16 protein-coding genes and 1 pseudogene are annotated in these 17535 nt (G+C 64.9%); 12 read left to right on the top strand and 5 right to left on the bottom strand.

Features of this window, described 5'->3' with window-relative positions:
- Positions 1–2: 2 nt before the first annotated feature.
- A complete protein-coding gene (locus tag XH98_RS28575; protein WP_271600698.1) occupies positions 3–230 on the bottom strand; it encodes a DUF2093 domain-containing protein in 228 nt (75 codons plus the stop codon).
- Between the two features lie 208 nt (positions 231–438).
- On the opposite strand from XH98_RS28575, the gene XH98_RS28570 reads away from it, so the two are divergent.
- Positions 439–1269: a dienelactone hydrolase family protein gene (locus XH98_RS28570; RefSeq protein WP_271620599.1), complete on the top strand. Its 831-nt coding sequence runs from the start codon at positions 439–441 to the stop codon at positions 1267–1269.
- A 19-nt stretch (positions 1270–1288) separates the two neighbouring features.
- Positions 1289–1462, top strand: coding sequence for a hypothetical protein (locus tag XH98_RS28565; protein WP_271600696.1), 174 nt, complete (start codon positions 1289–1291; stop codon positions 1460–1462).
- A 218-nt stretch (positions 1463–1680) separates the two neighbouring features.
- Here the strand turns inward: XH98_RS28565 and xseA are convergent, their stop codons facing one another.
- Positions 1681–3300: an exodeoxyribonuclease VII large subunit gene (gene xseA, locus XH98_RS28560; RefSeq protein WP_271620598.1), complete on the bottom strand. Its 1620-nt coding sequence runs from the start codon at positions 3298–3300 to the stop codon at positions 1681–1683.
- 136 nt (positions 3301–3436) lie between these two features.
- On the opposite strand from xseA, the gene XH98_RS28555 reads away from it, so the two are divergent.
- From XH98_RS28555 to XH98_RS28535, 5 genes and pseudogenes are all read left to right on the top strand, one after another.
- Positions 3437–4447: an alpha/beta hydrolase gene (locus tag XH98_RS28555; RefSeq protein ID WP_271620597.1), complete on the top strand. Its 1011-nt coding sequence runs from the start codon at positions 3437–3439 to the stop codon at positions 4445–4447.
- 34 nt (positions 4448–4481) lie between these two features.
- Entirely contained in the window at positions 4482–5072 is a 591-nt protein-coding gene (locus tag XH98_RS28550; RefSeq protein ID WP_271620596.1) for an inner membrane-spanning protein YciB, read from the top strand.
- An 11-nt stretch (positions 5073–5083) separates the two neighbouring features.
- Positions 5084–5638 (top strand): annotated as a pseudogene (locus XH98_RS28545) (hypothetical protein).
- Positions 5638–5937: a winged helix-turn-helix domain-containing protein gene (locus tag XH98_RS28540; RefSeq protein WP_271600691.1), complete on the top strand. Its 300-nt coding sequence runs from the start codon at positions 5638–5640 to the stop codon at positions 5935–5937. Before XH98_RS28545 ends, XH98_RS28540 begins: the two are co-directional and overlap by 1 nt.
- Before the next feature lie 664 nt (positions 5938–6601).
- Positions 6602–6922 carry a hypothetical protein gene (locus XH98_RS28535; RefSeq protein WP_271620595.1) on the top strand — a complete coding sequence of 107 codons (321 nt, stop codon included), beginning with the start codon at positions 6602–6604 and terminating at the stop codon, positions 6920–6922.
- Between the two features lie 486 nt (positions 6923–7408).
- Here the strand turns inward: XH98_RS28535 and XH98_RS41255 are convergent, their stop codons facing one another.
- Positions 7409–8014 (bottom strand): DUF805 domain-containing protein, encoded by a 606-nt coding sequence (locus XH98_RS41255; RefSeq protein ID WP_442868642.1) that lies wholly within the window; start codon positions 8012–8014, stop codon positions 7409–7411.
- Positions 8015–9141: 1127 nt separating this feature from the next.
- On the opposite strand from XH98_RS41255, the gene XH98_RS28530 reads away from it, so the two are divergent.
- The 3 genes from XH98_RS28530 (at position 9142) to XH98_RS28520 (ending at position 12245) form a co-directional block, all read left to right on the top strand.
- On the top strand, positions 9142–9621 hold the full coding sequence (locus XH98_RS28530; protein WP_271620594.1) for a hypothetical protein: 480 nt from the start codon (positions 9142–9144) through the stop codon (positions 9619–9621).
- A 237-nt stretch (positions 9622–9858) separates the two neighbouring features.
- A complete protein-coding gene (gene purD / locus XH98_RS28525; protein ID WP_271620593.1) occupies positions 9859–11142 on the top strand; it encodes a phosphoribosylamine--glycine ligase in 1284 nt (427 codons plus the stop codon).
- A 200-nt stretch (positions 11143–11342) separates the two neighbouring features.
- Positions 11343–12245 (top strand): alpha/beta fold hydrolase, encoded by a 903-nt coding sequence (locus XH98_RS28520; protein ID WP_271620592.1) that lies wholly within the window; start codon positions 11343–11345, stop codon positions 12243–12245.
- Positions 12246–12384: 139 nt separating this feature from the next.
- Here the strand turns inward: XH98_RS28520 and XH98_RS28515 are convergent, their stop codons facing one another.
- A complete protein-coding gene (locus tag XH98_RS28515; protein WP_092230031.1) occupies positions 12385–12843 on the bottom strand; it encodes a nucleoside deaminase in 459 nt (152 codons plus the stop codon).
- A 121-nt stretch (positions 12844–12964) separates the two neighbouring features.
- On the opposite strand from XH98_RS28515, the gene XH98_RS28510 reads away from it, so the two are divergent.
- Complete coding sequence (locus XH98_RS28510) at positions 12965–14884, top strand: pseudouridine synthase (protein ID WP_271620591.1); 1920 nt, start codon at positions 12965–12967, stop codon at positions 14882–14884.
- Position 14885: 1 nt separating this feature from the next.
- Positions 14886–15440 (top strand): 16S rRNA (guanine(966)-N(2))-methyltransferase RsmD, encoded by a 555-nt coding sequence (gene rsmD / locus XH98_RS28505; RefSeq protein WP_271600679.1) that lies wholly within the window; start codon positions 14886–14888, stop codon positions 15438–15440.
- Positions 15441–15552: 112 nt separating this feature from the next.
- Here the strand turns inward: rsmD and mutL are convergent, their stop codons facing one another.
- Positions 15553–17367, bottom strand: coding sequence for a DNA mismatch repair endonuclease MutL (gene mutL / locus XH98_RS28500; RefSeq protein WP_271600678.1), 1815 nt, complete (start codon positions 17365–17367; stop codon positions 15553–15555).
- Positions 17368–17535 lie beyond the last annotated feature (168 nt).

Genomic DNA, 17535 nt, shown 5'->3' with positions numbered 1-17535 from the left:
CCTTACGTCTGCGGCTTCGGCGCGCCGGGAAAATGCCGCTGCAGCACGGCGGCGGGCGTGGCGTAGGCCTCTTGCAGGTCCACGCTCCAGTACTTCAATTCGTCGAGCGGAATCCGCGTGTCGGTCACAGCGCAACGTACGAAAGTCCCGGGCGAGATCACGCGGAAATCGCCGTCGAGATATTGCACCTGGGCTTCGCCATGGCCCGAGGGGCCGAACTTGTTCAGCACGGTCGAAAGTCTCCGTGGGAGGCCGCTTCCAGGAATACCTTTAGGGCAACCCCTGATGGTGAACCTTGGAGGGCACGATGTGTTGGACCTGACCTAGCATAGATAGGACGGCTTGTCCGCCCGTTAAACCCACCGGTTTGTGATGTTTTGCCGCCGTTACCGCATGATAATTCTGGAGGCCGTGCGGCACCTCCTGCGACAGAGTCCGATGCGCGCCTTAACTTCCGCCCTGTTCCTGGCACTGCTGATGTCGGCCGCGCCGGCCGCGCCGGCGCCTGCGCCGCAAGCGGTCGAGATTCCGCTGTCGTCCGGCGTCCTGCATGCGCAGCTGTTCAAGCCCGAGGGCGAGGGGCCGTTTCCGACCGTGATCGCGCTGCACGGCTGCGGCGGCCTCGGCAGTCATTCCGATTCCGTCCAGCCGCGCTATCGCGATTGGGCCGAGCGCCTGCTCAAGGCGGGCAATGCAGTGCTGCTTCCGGACAGCTATGGCTCGCGCGAGCTCGGGCCGCAATGCCGCGTCAAGGACATCCACGTCAAGGCGCGGCGCGAGCGTGTCACCGACATCGCGGCGTCACGCGCCTGGCTGATGAAGCAGACCTGGGTGGCCCGCGACCGTGTCAGCCTGATCGGCTGGGCCAATGGCGCCAGTGCGCTGCTCTGGGCGGTGCGGCCGCAAGCCGCCGCGCGCGATGCGGGCCCGGACTTCCGCGCCGCGATCGCGTTCTATCCGGATTGCCGGATCTCGGCCGGTCTCGGCTGGAGCACGCGGGTGCCGACGCTGCTGCTGATCGGCGCCAATGACGACGTCTCCTCGCCCCCGGCCTGCCGCCAGATGGTGGACGGCGCCCATGGCCGCAGCGCGCTCGCGCGCATCGTGGTCTATCCCGGCGCCTATCACGATTTCGACCGCGCCAACACGCCGCTGCACGCAGCTAGCGCCAGCCCTGATGCCGCCGTTCCCGAGCACGGTCATCTCGGAACCGATTCGGTGGCGCGCGCGGAGTCGCAGAAGGAAGTCGCGGAGTGGCTGGCGCGGTGATCGGTGCCATAGTTCGACCATGATGTCAGCTAAACGCATCACCATGCGCAATCGCATCGTCATCTTCTCATCGGCCCTCGCCGTCTTCACCGTCGCGATCTTCCTGTTCGAAGCCCACGCCGGCTCGCCCCAGCTCGCCCCGGAACATTGCGGCTTCTGGACCACGATGGACGCGGGACTGTCCTGCCGCTGAAGCGGGCTAATCCATCACCGTCACCCTGAGGTGCGCGCCGTGCGGCGCATCGCGCCGCGCAGCGAGCCTCGAAGGGCGACGGCCCGGCTGCATCGCGGCCGTTCATCCTTCGAGGCTCCCCGCGCGATGCTGCGCATCCCGCAGCTCGCACCTCAGGATGACGGGTCTGAATGAGCTGCGCTCGCAATGACGAGGATGAGAGAGCTCGCGAGCAGCTCTCAGAACAAACTGCCCTGATCCACCGGCTTCGCCACGCGCCTCTGTGCCGGCTTTGTCTCCTGCGCCGCAGCCTTCGGCTGCACCGGCGCACGCCTCGCCACCGCCGGCCGATCGGCATCCGCGGTCGCACCGACGCGGCCATCCGCGAACTCGATCTCGACGCGTGCACCGGGCCCGATCGCGTCGGCCGAATGCAGCGGATGCCCTGAATCATCGCGCACCAAGGCAAAGCCGCGGGCGAGCACGCCGCGATAGGACAGCGCGGAGAGCAGCTTGCCGCTGTTCTCGACGCGGGCGTCGAGCCGCTGCAGCAACGTCACCAGCGCGCGGCCCGCACGTTCGGAGAGCCGCTGCGTACGCTCGCGCTGGCGGGCAATCGCATTGCGCTGGGCCTGCGCGTTGGAGAGCTTCGAGGCCCGCAGCCGCACTTCAAGCCCGGCGAAGCGGTCGCGCCGCCGCCGCAACAGCGAGCGCGCCGACAGGCCGAGCCGCTCACCGCAGACGGTGAGCCGGTGCCCGGCCTGCGCGATCTGGCCATGCAGCACCCGCAATGTCAGTTTTGAACCCGCCGCCGTGAACCTGCGGAAATGCGCATGCGTATTCGCCCTGAGGCAGCGGGGCAGCGACGCGCCCGCCGAATCCAGCCGCTGCCGCGGGATCGCCAGCAGATCGCCGGCCGCCGGCAACGCGCGCGCAGCCGCGCGCAACTCGCTGCGCCGGCTTTCATGCGCACGTTGCCAATAGGCGCGCGTGCGCCGCGCCAGATCAGCGACCTCGACGAACAATTCGCTCCGCACCGGCACCGCCATCTCCGCGGCCGCCGTCGGCGTCGGCGCGCGCTTGTCGGCGACGAAATCGATCAGCGTGATGTCGGTCTCGTGGCCCACGGCGGAGATCAGCGGGATCATGCTCTCGGCCGCGGCCCGCACCACGATCTCCTCGTTGAACGACCAGAGATCCTCCAGCGAGCCGCCGCCGCGCGCGACGATCAGCACGTCGGGCCGCGGAATCCTGCCGCCTTCAGGCAGCGCGTTGAAGCCGCGGATCGCGGCTGCGACCTGCTCGGCCGAGCCCTCGCCCTGCACCTTCACCGGCCACACCAGCACGCGGCGAGGGAAGCGGTCCTCGAGCCGGTGCAGGATGTCGCGGATCACCGCGCCGGTCGGCGAGGTGACGACGCCGATCACCTCGGGTAGCCAGGGCAGCAGCTGCTTGCGCGCTTCGTCGAACAGGCCTTCGGCGGCGAGCTTCTTCTTGCGCTCCTCCATCAGCGCCATCAGCGCGCCGATGCCGGCCGGCTCCAGCGCCTCGATCACGATCTGGTACTTCGACGAACCCGGATAGGTGGTGAGCTTGCCGGTCGCGATCACCTCGAGCCCCTCCTGGGGCTTGAAGCGCATGCGGCCGTGCACGCCCTTCCAGATCACCGCCTCGATCTTGGCGCTCTCATCCTTGAGCGCGAAATAGCAATGGCCGGAGGAATGGGCGCCGCGGAACCCGGAGATCTCGCCGCGGACCCGGACATGGCCATAGGTGTCCTCCACCGTCCGCTTCAGCGACTGGGACAGCTCGGAAACGGTGAATTCAGGCGCGTTGTGAAGTTGTTCCGCAGGCGGCATCTGGCAAACGATTCGGCATGTTGGGGTCATCAGGACGTTAAGGATTTTCGCCAGCCAGCGCGAATCCGGCTCTTGATCGCAAGAGTACTCTGTAATATAGAGTTCTCTATTGATGTTCCAATGAGGGAGTTCGATCATGGCGATGCGGCTGCTGCGAGGGGTGCTGGGCTTGCTCAAATGGGGCCTGTGCGCGGTCGGCGCCGTCGCCCTGGTCTTCACCGCCCTGATCGCGACGCCGCTGCAGCGGCCTCGCGAGCTGCGCTCGGTCTCGGAGTCAGTCAAAGGCATCGACTGGTCCACTTTGCCGCCGCTGGAGCGCTTCCAAGCCCGCGACGGCACCTGGCTCGGCTTCCGCCACTATCAGCCGAAGGGTGCGGACACCGGTCGCGGCGCGATCTTCATCCACGGCTCGTCCGGCTCCTCCGGCACGGTCAACCACGCGCTGACCGCGGCGCTCGCCGCGCACGGCGTCGAGACCTGGGCGCTGGACACCCGCGGCCATGGCGCCTCGGGCACGCGCGGCGATATCGGCTATGTCGGCCAGCTCGAGGACGACCTCGTCGATTTCGTCGCCCATGTCCGCAAAAGTGCCCCGGATCTGCCGCTCACGCTGATCGGCCATTCCGCCGGCGCCGGCTTCTCGCTGCGCATTGCCGCGACGCCGATCATCCAGGACCTGTTCGTCCGCACCGTGCTGGTCGCGCCCTATCTCGGCTATGACGCGCCGACCAATGTCGAGCATTCCGGCGGCTGGGCCAATGCCGATATCCCGCGCTTCCTCGGCCTCACCGCGCTGCGCAAGCTCGGCATCGATTGCTGCGCGCAGCTGCCGGTGCTCGCCTTCGCGGTGCCGCCGAATTCGGAGCGGATTTTGACGGCGACTTATTCCGACCGCCTGATGCGCAATTTCGCCACGCACGGCTATCGCCTCGATCTGCCCAATGTGACGCATCCGATGACGATCTTCGGCGGCGGCGACGACGAGATGATGATCTCGGCCAAATATGCGGAAGTCGTGCAGGCCATCAAACCCTCCATCGACGTCAAGATCATCGACGGCGTCAACCATATGGGCATGGTCACCAATCCGAAGGCCGTCAATGCGATCGCCGAGGACGTGGCGACCAGAGGGGCGGGGCAGTCATGATGCGATCCAGTTTCGGCGGCCCGCGGAGCCAGCCATGAAGAACCTGTTTGAGGCCGGAAAATTGCTGCTGCTCGACATGGCGGCGACGCTGTTCTTTCTCGTGCTCTATCTGCTGACCCACAATGTAACCCTGTCGGTCGTGCTCGGCATGGCGCTGGGCCTCGCCCAGATCGGCTGGCAGTTCGCGCGCAGAAAGCCGATCGACATCATGCAATGGATGAGCCTGTTTCTGGTGCTCGGCGCCGGCACCGTCACGCTCATCACCAACGATCCGCGTTTCGTCATGATCAAGCCGAGCGTCATCTACGTCATCGTCGGAATCGTGATGCTGAAGCGCGGCTGGATGAACCGCTATCTGCCGCCCGTGGCGATCGAGCTGGTGCCTGACATCGCCATCATCGTCGGCTACGCCTGGGCGGGCCTGATGTTCTTCTCTGCCGCGCTCAACGTGATCGTGGCCCTCAATTTCGACGTCGCGACCTGGTCGGCGGCCATGTCGATCTATGGCATCGTCAGCAAGGCCGTGATGTTCCTGATCAGCTACGCAGCTATGCGCACCATCGCCGTTGCGCGCCGCCGGCGTGCCGCCGCTCGCGCCGACGATGTTGCGGTGATACCGGGTTGATGGTGACAGCCATGATCGACAGCAAAGAGGCCTCCGAAGCGCTGGCCGAGATCGATGACATCGTCCAGCGCGTGCGGCAATCGCGGCTCTACGAACTGGCGAGCGTCGCGGCGATCTGGTGGGGCGTTCTGGTCTTCGCCGGCAACCTGGTAACTTGGGCGTGGCCGCTCTATGCGGGCTACGCCTGGATTGCGGTGGATGTCGTGGGCGTCGCGGGTCTCGTAGCGCTTCGCGTCTTCAATCCGCCGCATCACGCCTATGGCCCCGCCTTCGATATCAGGCTGCTGCTGGTCTTCGTGCTGTTCTTCGCCTTCGGTTAGCTCTGCACCAGCGTGATCGGCCATTTCGGCCCGCGCCAGCAGGGCACGTTCTGGCCGCTCTACTTCATGCTGTTCTACATGCTGGCGGGCCTCTGGTTCGGCACCGCCTTCGTCGCGATCGGCCTTGTCATCACCGCGCTGACATTGATCGGCTTCTTCTATATCGGCGCGGCATTCCCGCTCTGGATGGCCTTCGTCAACGGCGGCGGACTGATCCTCGGCGGCCTCTGGATGCGGCGGATCTGATGGCCGAGCTCGACGACATCATCCATCAGCCGTTGCGGCTGAAGATCATGGCGGCCCTGAACGCATTGCCGGTCGCCGCAGGCCTGGAATTCGCCCGCCTGAAAAAACTCACCGGCGCCACCGACGGCAATCTCGGCGCCCATATCGAGACCCTCGCCAAGGCCGGCTACGTCTCGGTGGAGAAAGCCTTCGTCGGCAAGAAGCCGCAGACGACGGTGACCGCCACCGCGGCGGGCCGCGGCGCCTTCGCGCGGCACGTGGCGACGCTGCAGGAGATCATTGCGGGGAAGCAGGGGTAGCGGTGCGAAGCATCGACAGACTCTTCCGTCATCCTGAGCTGCGAACGGCGCGATGCAACAGCATCGTGCCGGGAGCCTCGAAGGATGAACGGCCCGGATGCAGCAGGGGCGTCGCCCTTCGAGGGCCGCTGAAGAAGCGGCCACCTCAGGGTGACGGTCAGAGATCGTCGCGGGCGAGATGAGTTGAACACCCGGCGCGCCGAAGCAATTTCAGACTTGCGCTCAAGCAGGCTCTACCCACCCTCCTCCGTCATTCCGGGGCGTCGCGAAGCGACGAACCCGGAATCCATTCATCCACCGACGCCGGGGCCCGATGGATTCTCAGGTGCGCAATTGCGCACCATAGCTCGCGCTACGCGCGCCCCGGAATGACGGGGAGTTCAGGGCCTTCACCCCTTGAGGCCCGCCGCTATGACAGCGCACGAAACGGAGTCAATTGATGCACTGGTTTTGAAATCTTGTGCATCGTCACCACAATCCCAAACTCGAAGAAACCCTCTTAGGTTGAGCTGGACAAAAATCACCTTTATCCTGCAGATGGAAGATGACTGAACATTTTCGTGGATGGGGGACTCTGTTGGTCAAGGTTTTGTTCGCGCTATCTCTGCTTCCGTTCTTTTGTTCACCCGTGCAAGCGGCCTATTGCTGGTTTTCAGGATCGAGGTTGAACGACGGTCAGACCGTCACCGAAACGCTCAAGATTGTCGTCGCGTCGGTGGGTCGGGCGCACATCGCCGGAAAGCCGGATCAACGTCCCTGGTGCATCGAAAATCGTCATAGCCTGGGCGGCCATTACTCGAACAGGATTGTCGAGAGCCCGAAGCTCGGGCAGGTCAGCGCCAATGACTACCGGATTTCCTATCGCGGCAACAAAGTCGGCCATGACCGCTTCACCGTCGAACGACGCTGGCTCAATCCGCACACCAACGGATGGTACACGGGCCGGATCGTTTACGAGGTCGACGTCGTGCCGGAGCCGTTCTGAGAGCATTCCAGCGCCGGAACGTCGTCGAACGTAGCGGCTCGTCATCGACACGCGACGCAGATGTAGCTCTGCGATGCCGACGATTGCGCCCTCTCCCCTTGCGGGAGAGGGCCGCCAGGACCGTAGATACAGACTCACTGGGGTGAGGGGTTCGCTCCTCATCAAGAGTCTCTCCGTGGATAGAGACTCCCCATCCGGCGCAGCCGAAGCTTCGCTTCGGCGTTCTTAAGAACGGCGGCCGCATGCCGCCTATGCCATCTTCTCGCGCAAGGGGCGAAGGGAAGAGCAGCTTCGTCGCGCGGCGCCCCTCTCTCGACCGTCATTCCGGGGCGTCGCGAAGCGACGAACCCGGAATCCATTTCGCCACCAACGCCGACGCCGCAGATGCAACGGGGTCAATAAGCTCGACGGACACTTCGTGGAAACAAGCGTGGTGGGTTTCGCAAGTGCTCAACCTACCTACGAGCTTTATATCTGCAAAAAAGATCAAAAGTGGGTTTGTGGAGGCCCGTACTGATTTTTGTCCGAGTCACCTCGCCTAAAAATCAATTCCAGAAACAGAAGCACGTTTACGATTGGCACGATCAACCAGAGGCAGCCCCATGCTGATCGGCTATAGTCGTGCAGACGCTTAGAGCTGGACGCAAGCCTCACCCAGATGAAGAGGGCAGCCGCTCCGATAAGACCTGCGTCTACTAAGAGATTGTCTTTAGCATCGGGGATGCCCTTAACTGCGGCAACAACGACAGCGAATGCCACGATAGAGGCAACTAGAACGCCGACGTATTCGGTACGCCCCATCCGGCCCTTGAAGCTGAAAAAGGCTGTCCGAAGTGATGTGGCAGAGTCCACCGGGCGATCCTGCTGAAGAGCGCTCGTTTCCTGCTTGGGCGCCGCGGGTACGGGCGGGGGGCGAGAGACGAAGACCGCAAGCTCAGGGAGCTCACGCGCTACCGTCCATGCGTCAAGACCGTGCCTCCACACGAGGAGCCTATCAGCATCGCGGACGGACAACAGGTGCTGCCCTAATAGCTCGAACGGCAACGGCCCCTTCGCTTCTCCGTTCTCGGCGTAGTACCATGCCCCTTGCATCTGGCTTGCCCTCGATCCCTTTCACAATACGGCTTTTGAATTCGGATTCGGGCATCTTCATCGACGACTTCTTATACAGATCAGGAAAACGGTGACTGACCGTAATTCAAGCACTGATTTGCGGTCACGATAGGGTCTGCGGGGCGCTCAAGAGACGAGGGCCCAAGCGGCGAGCATAGCAAGGGACGCTACTTACGTTGAGGTAGTCTATGACACTTATTGTAGCCGGCGTTTCTGATCAGACAATTTGGATGGTCGCAGACACTCTTATCACAGGGCCTCGGGGTAGGCACTTTGATGAGCATCAGATCAAAGTCGTACCGTCGGCGGACGGGAAGGCCCTGATTGGATTCGCTGGCGAGCAACTTCGCGGAACTGAGGCAATCGAGCATGCCCGAAGCCTGCCGTCGGGCCATGCGGCCCTAGGCCGCTTGGTTCATATCTCCCAAACTTATCCGGTCGATTTCGCCTACGGATACGTGGACGACACGGGGCCTCACCTGATCCGGGTCCAAAGAGGCGTGTCTGATGAGATTAGGGCGTTACAACTGGGTGCAGCCAGCGCCTTTGAACAGTTTCAATCGATTCGAAACCGAACTGAGATCGATCCGGTACCGCAGTCCATTTCGACCTTCATGATGGGAACGAGGTCGCCTGACAGGCCCCCAGTGAATCTACACCGTGCCACCGCGGCAATGCTGCGCTTGTTTTCCGAACGAACTGAACGAGACGTTGGGGGCGCAGCCATACCGTACTTGCTTGGGTCAAGCGGCGCCTACCTTTGCGGGTACGGCTATTCGGTATCCGACCCGATCACTCCTTATCTTCAACACGGCGACTTAATTCCCCACGGGACGTCTCCCGGTGGAGGGTTTGCCCTTTCGGTGACTGAGTTCGACAAAGACCGCGGCATAATTGCTTATTGGCTTCAGAAGCCCGGCGGGACCATCTACTTGCGTACCAATAGCGGATTCGAAACAATTGCGATTGACGGCTCTCCATCGGAATTTCGAAGAAATGGGGAGGCTAGATTGGGGCGGCCGGTCGAGATTTGGTTCGGGGATCGTGACCCCCGCGGACAGCCAGATAGCATCCACATACTCAGTGACGAGAACGGGAAGCAAGCCATGGCAATCGCACGATACGGCCGTGAGTTGCAGTTTACGGCAATAGATATATCTGCTGACTTTAGGACAAAGACGGCCAGTATAGATTTGACAGAGAAAACTGACCTCTCCAGCTCCATCGCCGAAGTAGTTGTCGCCGAAGATGCAAGCTCAGCTACTTTACGATTTGCTGCGCCGCTCGACGCGGGCAAGGAAATCTCCGTCGGCGCATCACACTTAGACGAGTTGATCTCGGTTCTAAGCGCTGCGCGCGCAAGCATGAAGGAAGCCGTTCCCCCAGAGCCTTTCAGCAGTCCACTTGGGCGGGAGCTAGTTGTCTTAGATCCTGCTTGGCGAACGAATTTTCCCCCTCACCCTAGTCTCGACGGCCTGATGCTGCGCTTACGCCATCCCGGCCAAGGCTGGCTGACTTTTTTGATTCCCCATCACGAATGCATTTCACTAGCAACTTGGCTTTCGAACAATGCGCGTCGCAGTTGAGCGGCCCGCAACCGCCGAATTCCCACTGATCGGGACAGCGTAAGCGGCAGTCTCGATCCGGGCACCGAGCGTTCTGGGTACCCATAAGGATTGCGGCTCGTTGCGTTATGTCGCAAGTCGCTCGGGCCCAAGAGACGCCCCCGGGAATGCCGGGGGAGTCCGCCCCCACCCCCCTTGAGCCCCACCCCGATTCGTGCGACCTCCGGCCCCAGCAAACCCCTCATTTTCGAGCCTTCGATGCACATTCTCCTGCTTGGTTCCGGCGGCCGCGAACATGCTCTGGCGTGGAAGATCGCGGCCTCTCCCCTGGTGACCAAACTCTGGTGCGCGCCCGGCAACGCCGGCATCGCGCGCGAGGCGGAATGCGTGGCGCTCGATGTCGCCGACCATGCGGCCGTGATCGACTTCTGCAAAAAGAACGCGGTCGAGCTGGTGGTGGTCGGCCCGGAGACGCCGCTGGCGGCCGGTATCGTCGATGATCTCGCGGCCGCAGGCATCAAGGCGTTCGGGCCGAACAAGATCCCGGCCCAGCTCGAGAGCTCCAAGGGGTTCACCAAGGCGCTGTGCACCGAGTTCGGCATTCCGACCGGCGCCTACAAGCGCTTCACCAACGCCGATGACGCGCGCGCCTATGTGCAGAGCCAGGGCGCGCCGATCGTGGTCAAGGCCGACGGCCTTGCCGCCGGCAAGGGCGTCGTCGTCGCCAAGACCGTGCGCGAGGCCGAGGACGCCATCGCCATGATGTTCGAGGGCGCGTTTGGCGAGGCCGGCGCTGAGGTCGTGATCGAGGAATTTCTGGCGGGCCGCGAGATCAGCTTCTTCGCGCTCTGCGACGGCGAGACCGCCATCCCGCTCGCCTCGGCGCAGGACCACAAGCGCGTGTTCGACCACGACGTCGGCCCGAACACCGGCGGCATGGGCGCCTATTCGCCGACGCCGCTGGTGACGCCTCAGGTCCACGACGCGATCATGGCGAAAATCATTTTGCCGACGGTCGCAGGCATGAAGCAACGCGGCACGCCGTTCCGCGGGGTGCTTTACGCCGGCATCATGCTGACGACGCAGGGCCCAAAGCTGTTCGAGTTCAACGTCCGCTTCGGCGATCCTGAATGCCAGGTGCTGATGCTGCGCATGATGAGCGATATCGTGCCGGCGTTGCTTGCGGCCTGCGACGGCCAGCTGAAGAACTTTGACCTGCGCTGGTATCCGGAGTCGGCACTGACGGTGGTGATGGCAGCCAAAGGCTATCCCGGCGACTATCAGAAGGGCACGCGGATCGAGGGGCTCGATGACGCGGCCAAGGTCGACACCGTCGAGATCTTCCACGCCGGCACCGTCGCGAAGGACGGCGCCATCCTCGCCAATGGCGGCCGCGTGCTCAATGTCTGCGCGCTCGGCGCGACCGTGACAGAGGCACAGGCGCGCGCCTATCAGGCGGTCGACCTGATACGCTGGCCGGAGGGCTTTTGCCGCCGTGACATCGGCTGGCAGGCTGTGGAAGCCGAGAAGGCGCGCAGCTAGCCTTGTGTCATTCCGGATCGGCGCGCGCCACGCGCGCCGATCCGGAATCTCGAGCTGTGGGCCCCATCTCGACATTGCAGAAATGCGCAATCAGCAGATGGGGTTAGCCGCCCCGCTGATAATACCGCTACTGTGCATGGGGTTGTTTTCGACTTTTGGTGTGTCGGGCCCCCGCGACTGACCAGACAAGGATGCAGAAGATGTCCGATCTCGCCGACCTCTATCCCGGCTTCGCCTCCGAATGGACCGACACCTCGTTCGGCCGCATCTTCGCCCGCGTCGGTGGCAAGGGGCCGCCGCTGCTGCTCTTGCACGGCTTCTCCGAGACGCATGTGATGTGGCACCGCGTCGCGCCTGCGCTCGCCGACGCGTTCACGCTGATCATCGCCGACCTGCCCGGCTATGGCTGGTCCGACATGCCCGAGAGCGATGCGCTGCACATGCCATACTCCAAGCGCGCGATGGCGAAGGCGATGGTCGAGATGATGGAGCGCCTCGGCCACGTCCACTTCGCGCTGGCCGGCCACGACCGCGGCGGCCGCGTGTCATATCGGCTCGCGCTCGATCATCCCGGCCGGCTGTCGAAGCTCGCCGTGCTCGATATCCTGCCGACCTATAATTACTGGGAGCGGATGAACCGCGCCTACGCGCTGAAGATCTACCACTGGACCTTCCTGGCCCAGCCCGCGCCGCTGCCGGAGACGCTGATCGCGGGGCAGGGTGAATTCTTCCTGCGCTTCAAGATGGCGAGCCAGACCAAGTCGAAGAATCTGGATGCGATCGATCCGCGCGCGCTTGCGCACTACATCGCCCCGTTCCGCGATCCCGCCCGCATTCACGCGATGTGCGAGGACTACCGCGCCGGCGCCTATATCGACTACGACCTCGACAAGGCCGATTTCGAGGCGGGCAAGAAGATCACCGTGCCCATGCTGGCGCTGTGGGGCAACGCCGGCATCGCCCAGGCCGCCGCGACCCCGCTCGATGTCTGGAAGCAATGGGCCACCAACGTCGACGGCATGCCGGTCGACTCCGGCCACTTCCTCACCGAGGAGAACCCCGACGTGACCGCCAAGGCGCTGCAGGACTTCTTCTTGGCTTAGCGTCGCTGCCCGCCACAACCTGTCATCGCCCGGCTCGACCGGGCGATCCAGTACTCAGTGACGGCCGTGATCGATCGACAGGCCGCGGCGTACTGGATGCCCCGGTCGAGCCGGGGCATGACAGTGGAGTGCGTATCCCCTAACGCCGCTCGCGAAAGAACTCCTTGAGCAGCCGCGCCGCCTCGCTCTCTCCGACCCCGGAATAGACGTCCGGAGCGTGGTGGCAGGTTGGGGAGGCAAAGAACCGCACGCCTGACTCCACCGCGCCGCCCTTGGGGTCGGCCGCGCCGTAATAGAGCCGGCGGACCCTTGCAAAGGAGATCGCGCCCGCACACATGGTGCAGGGCTCCAGCGTCACGTAGAGGTCGCAGTCGACCAGCCGCTCGCTGCCGATCTTCTTCGCCGCCTCGCGCAGCGCAATGATCTCGGCGTGGCCCGTGGGGTCGTAATCGGTCAGCGTCCGGTTGGCGGCGGTGGCGATGACCTCGTAATTTCGGACCACCACGCACCCGATCGGAACTTCGCCCGCCTTTCCGGCATTTTCGGCCGTTTTGAGCGCCAAATCCATGAAGGAGGGGGCTTTCAAGCCTCGTATCATCCGAAGAAACCTGCTAGTAGCTGCGCCTTCAGCAGAAGTGCTTTACCCTGATTTGCCTGAGCATGCGGCTCGAAACGAGCGCGCACAATGCGTCTGGCCACCCCCGTAAGTGAGATTATTCATGCCTCGCGACAGCGACAAAGACAACGATTCCCGCGGCCGGCGAGGCCCGCCCAAAGGCGGCCGCAGCGGCAAGCCCCGTGGCCCCGAGAAGAAATTCGCCAAGCGCGGTTTTGAGGGCAAGGGCGATCGCGACAGCCGCCCGCCCCGCGGCGACCGCGACAGCCGCCCCTTCCGCCGCCGCGAGGAGGGCGACGCCCCGCGCCGCGATTTTTCCGACCGTCCCCGCTTCAAGCGCGACGATCGCAGCAGTGAGGGCCGCGGCGAGCGCAGCTTCAAGCCGCGCGGCGACCGCCCCTTCTCCGATCGTGGATCGCGCGATGGCGAGAAGCGCTCCTTCAAGCCACGCGGTGAGCGCCCGTCCTATGGCCGCGACGACCGTCCGCCGCGCAGCCGTGATCGTGACGATGCGCGTCCCGCAGGTCGCTTCGGCGACAAGAAGTTCGGCGACAAGCGCCCGCGCGGCGACCGTCCGGAACGCAAGTTCGACGGCGAGCGGAAGTTTTCGCGCGACCGCGGCGAGCTCAGCGATTCAAAGCCGTGGCAGAAGCGCGACGATCGCCCACATGGCGACCGTCCGCGCAAGTCCTTCGATAGGGATTTCGGCGGCCGCGATCGCAGCGAGGAAAAACCCTGGCGTCAGCGCGATGATCGTCGCGACAGCGGCCGCGGCGAAGACCGTCCGCGCTTCTCGCGCTCGCGCGACGATCGTGGGTCGGGCGACCGTCCGTTCCGAGAGCGTCCGAAATTCGATCGTCCGCGCGAGCGGCCGGAAGGCCGCATGGACTGGCAGGAGCATCCGCGCAGCGAAGGCCGCTTCCGCGACCGTCCGCGCCGCGACAACGAGGACGACGGCCGCATCTTCGAGAAGCGTCCGGCCTTCGGCGGCCGCGGCGCCTATCGCGAGCGCGAGCGTGATTTCGAGGGGCGTCCGCGCCGCGAAGAGGCGCCGAAGCCCAAGAAGGCCGGCGAGCGCATCGCCAAGGCGCTGGCACGCGCGGGTCTCGCCTCGCGCCGCGATGCGGAGGAGATGGTCACGCAGGGTCGCGTCACCGTCAACGGCCGCGTCATCAACTCGCCGGCGCTCGACATCACCAAGAACGATGTCGTTCTGGTCGACGGCAAGCCGTTGCCGGAGCGCGAACGCACGCGGCTGTTCCTCTATCACAAGCCGCGCGGGCTGATGACGACGCATGACGACCCCGAGGGTCGTCCGACCGTGTTCGACAATCTGCCCGAAGGCCTGCCGCGCCTGATCTCGGTCGGCCGGCTCGACTTCAACACCGAGGGCCTGCTGCTGCTCACCAATGATGGTGGTCTCGCGCGCACGCTCGAGCTGCCCGACACCGGCTGGCTGCGGCGCTATCGCGTTCGCGCCCATGGCGACATCACCCAGGCGCAGCTCGACCAGCTCAAGAACGGCATCGAGGTCGACGGCGTGAAATACGGTCCGATCGAGGCGACGCTGGAGCGCGACCAGGGCGCCAATGTCTGGCTGGTGTTCGCGATCCGCGAAGGCAAGAACCGCGAGGTGCGCAATGTCTGCGCCCATCTCGGGCTCGAGGTGAACCGTCTGATCCGCGTGTCCTACGGCCCGTTCCAGCTCGGCGAAGTGCCCGAGGGCCAGGTCGAGGAAGTCCGCGCGCGCGTATTGCGCGAGCAGCTCGGCGACAAGGTGATCGAGAAGTCGGGGGCGCAGTTCGACGTACCGAAGAAACCTGCCGAGGGTGATGCATCCGGCCCCAAGACGTCCAAGCGCGCCGTGATCGCCGACCGCAAGGGCCGCCGCGTGCTGGTGCAGCGCACCGGGAGCGAGGAGGCGCGCGAGCGCAACGAGGAAGAGGCGAGCGGCTACGGCCCGCCGCGCCGTCCCAAGCGGGGCTATCACGGCAAGCGCGATCTGACGCCGCGGGAGGACTAGCTTGCGTGTCGTCGGCGGTCGCTTGAAGGGGCGCAATCTCGCTTCACCGTCTTCGCGCGACATCCGTCCCACGGCGGATCGCCTGCGCGAATCCGTGTTCAACATCCTCGTGCACGCCTATGACGACCCGATTCCCGACGCGCGCGTGCTTGACCTCTTCGCCGGCACCGGAGCGCTCGGCATCGAGGCGTCCTCGCGCGGTGCGAAGTTCACGCTGTTCGTGGACAACGGCGCGGAGGCGCGGGCGCTGCTGCGCAACAACGTCGAGTCGCTCGGCCTTGGTGGTGTCACCAAAGTCTATCGCCGCGATGCGACCGACCTCGGCCCCGCGCATCCCGTCGAGCCGTTCTCGCTGGTGTTTCTCGACCCGCCCTACGGCAAGGGCTTTGCGGAGAAGGCACTCGCGAGCTTGCGCGATGGCGGTTGGCTGACGCCCGGCGCGCTGCTGGTGGTGGAGGAGGCGAAGGCCGCGCAGTTCACGACGCCGGAGGGTTTTGAAGAGCTGGAGCGGCGGGCGTATGACGATACGGAGTTCGTGTTCTTGAAGAGACCGTAGCCTCGCTGTTGTAGGGTGGGCAGAGCGAAGCGTGCCCACCACCTATCTCGATCACGGAAAAGATGGTGGGCACGGCGCGTTGCGCCTTTGCCCACCCTACGAGACCGTCGGCCTATCGCCGCCCGAACAGCTTCTCCACATCTGCAAGCTTCAGCTCCACGTAAGTCGGCCGGCCGTGGTTGCACTGGCCGGAGTTCGGCGTCTCCTCCATCTCGCGGAGCAGTGCGTTCATCTCCTCGGGCCGTAAGCGGCGGCCGGCGCGGACCGAGCCGTGGCAGGCCATGGTGGCGGCGACATGCATCAGGCGGCGTTCGAGCGGCAGCGCCTCGTCCCACTCGGCCATGTGCTCGGAGAGATCGCGCAAGAGGCCGCCCGCATTGGTCTTGCCGAGCAGCGAGGGCGTCTCGCGCACCGCGACCGCGCCGGGGCCGAAGGATTCGATCGCGAGACCGAAGGAAGCAAGCTCCTCGCTGCGCTCGAGCAGCCGCTCGACCGTGGCTTCGTCCATCTCGACGATTTCGGGGATCAACAGGATCTGCCTCTGCACGCCGTTCTCGGCGAGTGACGCCTTGAGGCGCTCATAGACGATCCGCTCATGCGCGGCGTGCTGGTCCACGATGATCAGACCGTCGCGGGTCTGCGACACGATGTATGTCTCATGCAGCTGCGTGCGCGCCGCGCCGAGCGGGCGGTCGACGAGATCGGCGACAGGCTGCGCGTCGAACCGCACATCAGCGCTCGGCGCACCGACATCGAACGCAGCCTGCGCGCGCTCGGCGAAAGCGGGCGCGGCGGAGCCGTCGAATGTCGGCATCGAAGCAACCGGTGCAGACGGCGAAGCTCGCCAGTCCCAGCTTGCCGGTCGTGGCGGCGTGAAGGCGGGACGGAACGAGGACAAGGCGCTCTCGCCGCTATTGGCCGCGGTGCGGCGTCCTTCGCGCGCGAGACCTTCCTTCAGTCCGTGCACGATCAGCGCACGCACGAGGCCGGCATTGCGGAAGCGTACCTCTGTCTTGGCCGGATGCACATTGGCGTCGACCTCGCGCGGGTCGAGCGTCACGAACAGCGCCAGCACCGGATGGCGGTCGCGCGGCAGATAATCGGCATAGGCGCCGCGCACCGCTCCCAGGATCAGCTTGTCGCGCACCGGCCGGCCGTTGACGAACAGATATTGCCCGAGCGCATTGGCCTTGGTCAGCGCGGGGGCCGCGGCATAGCCGGCGACGACGACGCCGTCGCGCTCGGCATGGACCTCGAAGGCATGGCTGCGGAACTCAGCGCCCAGGATGTCGCCAAGCCGGGTCAGCCGTCCGGCCGCGCCGGGCAGCGCGGCGGCCCAGGTGACAGGCACGCGCTCTTCGCCCGCGAGGGTGAAGGCGACGTCAGGCCGTGCCATCGCGAGGCGTCGCACCACCTCGCGGATCGCTTCGGCTTCGGTGCGATCGGTCTTCAGGAATTTCAGCCGCGCCGGCGTCGCGTAGAAGAGGTCGTTGACCTCGACGCGGGTGCCGTGCGCGAGCGCGGCCGGCATGATCTCGGACTTCTCGCCGCCCTCGACAGTGAGCGCCCAGGCATGCGGCTCGCTGGCATGCCGCGTCGTGATCGAGAGCCGCGCCACCGAGCCGATCGAAGGCAGTGCCTCGCCACGGAACCCGAGCGTGCGGATCTGGAGCAGATCCTCGTCGTCGAGCTTGGAGGTCGCGTGGCGCTCGACCGCGAGCGCGAGGTCCTTCGCGGTCATGCCGCTGCCGTCGTCGGTAATGCCGATCCGCCGTCGGCCGCCGCCATCGGTGAAGACGTCGATCCGGCTCGCGCCGGCATCGATGGCGTTCTCGACGAGCTCCTTGACCACGCTCGCCGGGCGCTCGACCACCTCGCCGGCGGCGATGCGGTTGACGACCTGTTCTGGAAGCTGGCGGACGGGCATGGATTCGCTCAATGACGGCGCAGTTTATCCCCGCCGGAACGCAAATGCATGGGATAAGTCCCGCTACCCACATATCAGATCTGGATTTTCCGCACGCGCGTGTTCCTTGCCGCCGCATATGAGGAGCACGATTCCGCGAAAGCGCCGCGAAATCCCTAAACGATGACC

Origin of the sequence: Bradyrhizobium sp. CCBAU 51745, assembly GCF_028128715.1 — a bacterium.
Taxonomy (GTDB): Bacteria; Pseudomonadota; Alphaproteobacteria; order Rhizobiales; family Xanthobacteraceae; genus Bradyrhizobium; species Bradyrhizobium manausense.
Note: the sequence above shows the minus strand (reverse complement) of the source record. Positions and strands in the feature narration are given on the sequence as shown.

Bases quoted from the DNA above. Each gene is read 5' to 3' on its own strand.
- XH98_RS28510 (WP_271620591.1), top strand. From the start codon at position 12,965: ATGCCTCGCGACAGCGACAAAGACAACGATTCCCGCGGCCGGCGAGGC.
- XH98_RS28515 (WP_092230031.1), bottom strand. From the start codon at position 12,843: ATGATACGAGGCTTGAAAGCCCCCTCCTTCATGGATTTGGCGCTCAAA.
- XH98_RS28570 (WP_271620599.1), top strand. From the start codon at position 439: ATGCGCGCCTTAACTTCCGCCCTGTTCCTGGCACTGCTGATGTCGGCC.
- mutL (WP_271600678.1), bottom strand. From the start codon at position 17,367: ATGCCCGTCCGCCAGCTTCCAGAACAGGTCGTCAACCGCATCGCCGCC.
- XH98_RS28530 (WP_271620594.1), top strand. From the start codon at position 9,142: ATGGCAATCGCACGATACGGCCGTGAGTTGCAGTTTACGGCAATAGAT.
- XH98_RS41255 (WP_442868642.1), bottom strand. From the start codon at position 8,014: ATGCAAGGGGCATGGTACTACGCCGAGAACGGAGAAGCGAAGGGGCCG.
- purD (WP_271620593.1), top strand. From the start codon at position 9,859: ATGCACATTCTCCTGCTTGGTTCCGGCGGCCGCGAACATGCTCTGGCG.
- XH98_RS28565 (WP_271600696.1), top strand. From the start codon at position 1,289: ATGATGTCAGCTAAACGCATCACCATGCGCAATCGCATCGTCATCTTC.
- XH98_RS28540 (WP_271600691.1), top strand. From the start codon at position 5,638: ATGGCCGAGCTCGACGACATCATCCATCAGCCGTTGCGGCTGAAGATC.
- XH98_RS28520 (WP_271620592.1), top strand. From the start codon at position 11,343: ATGTCCGATCTCGCCGACCTCTATCCCGGCTTCGCCTCCGAATGGACC.
- XH98_RS28550 (WP_271620596.1), top strand. From the start codon at position 4,482: ATGAAGAACCTGTTTGAGGCCGGAAAATTGCTGCTGCTCGACATGGCG.
- xseA (WP_271620598.1), bottom strand. From the start codon at position 3,300: ATGCCGCCTGCGGAACAACTTCACAACGCGCCTGAATTCACCGTTTCC.
- XH98_RS28555 (WP_271620597.1), top strand. From the start codon at position 3,437: ATGGCGATGCGGCTGCTGCGAGGGGTGCTGGGCTTGCTCAAATGGGGC.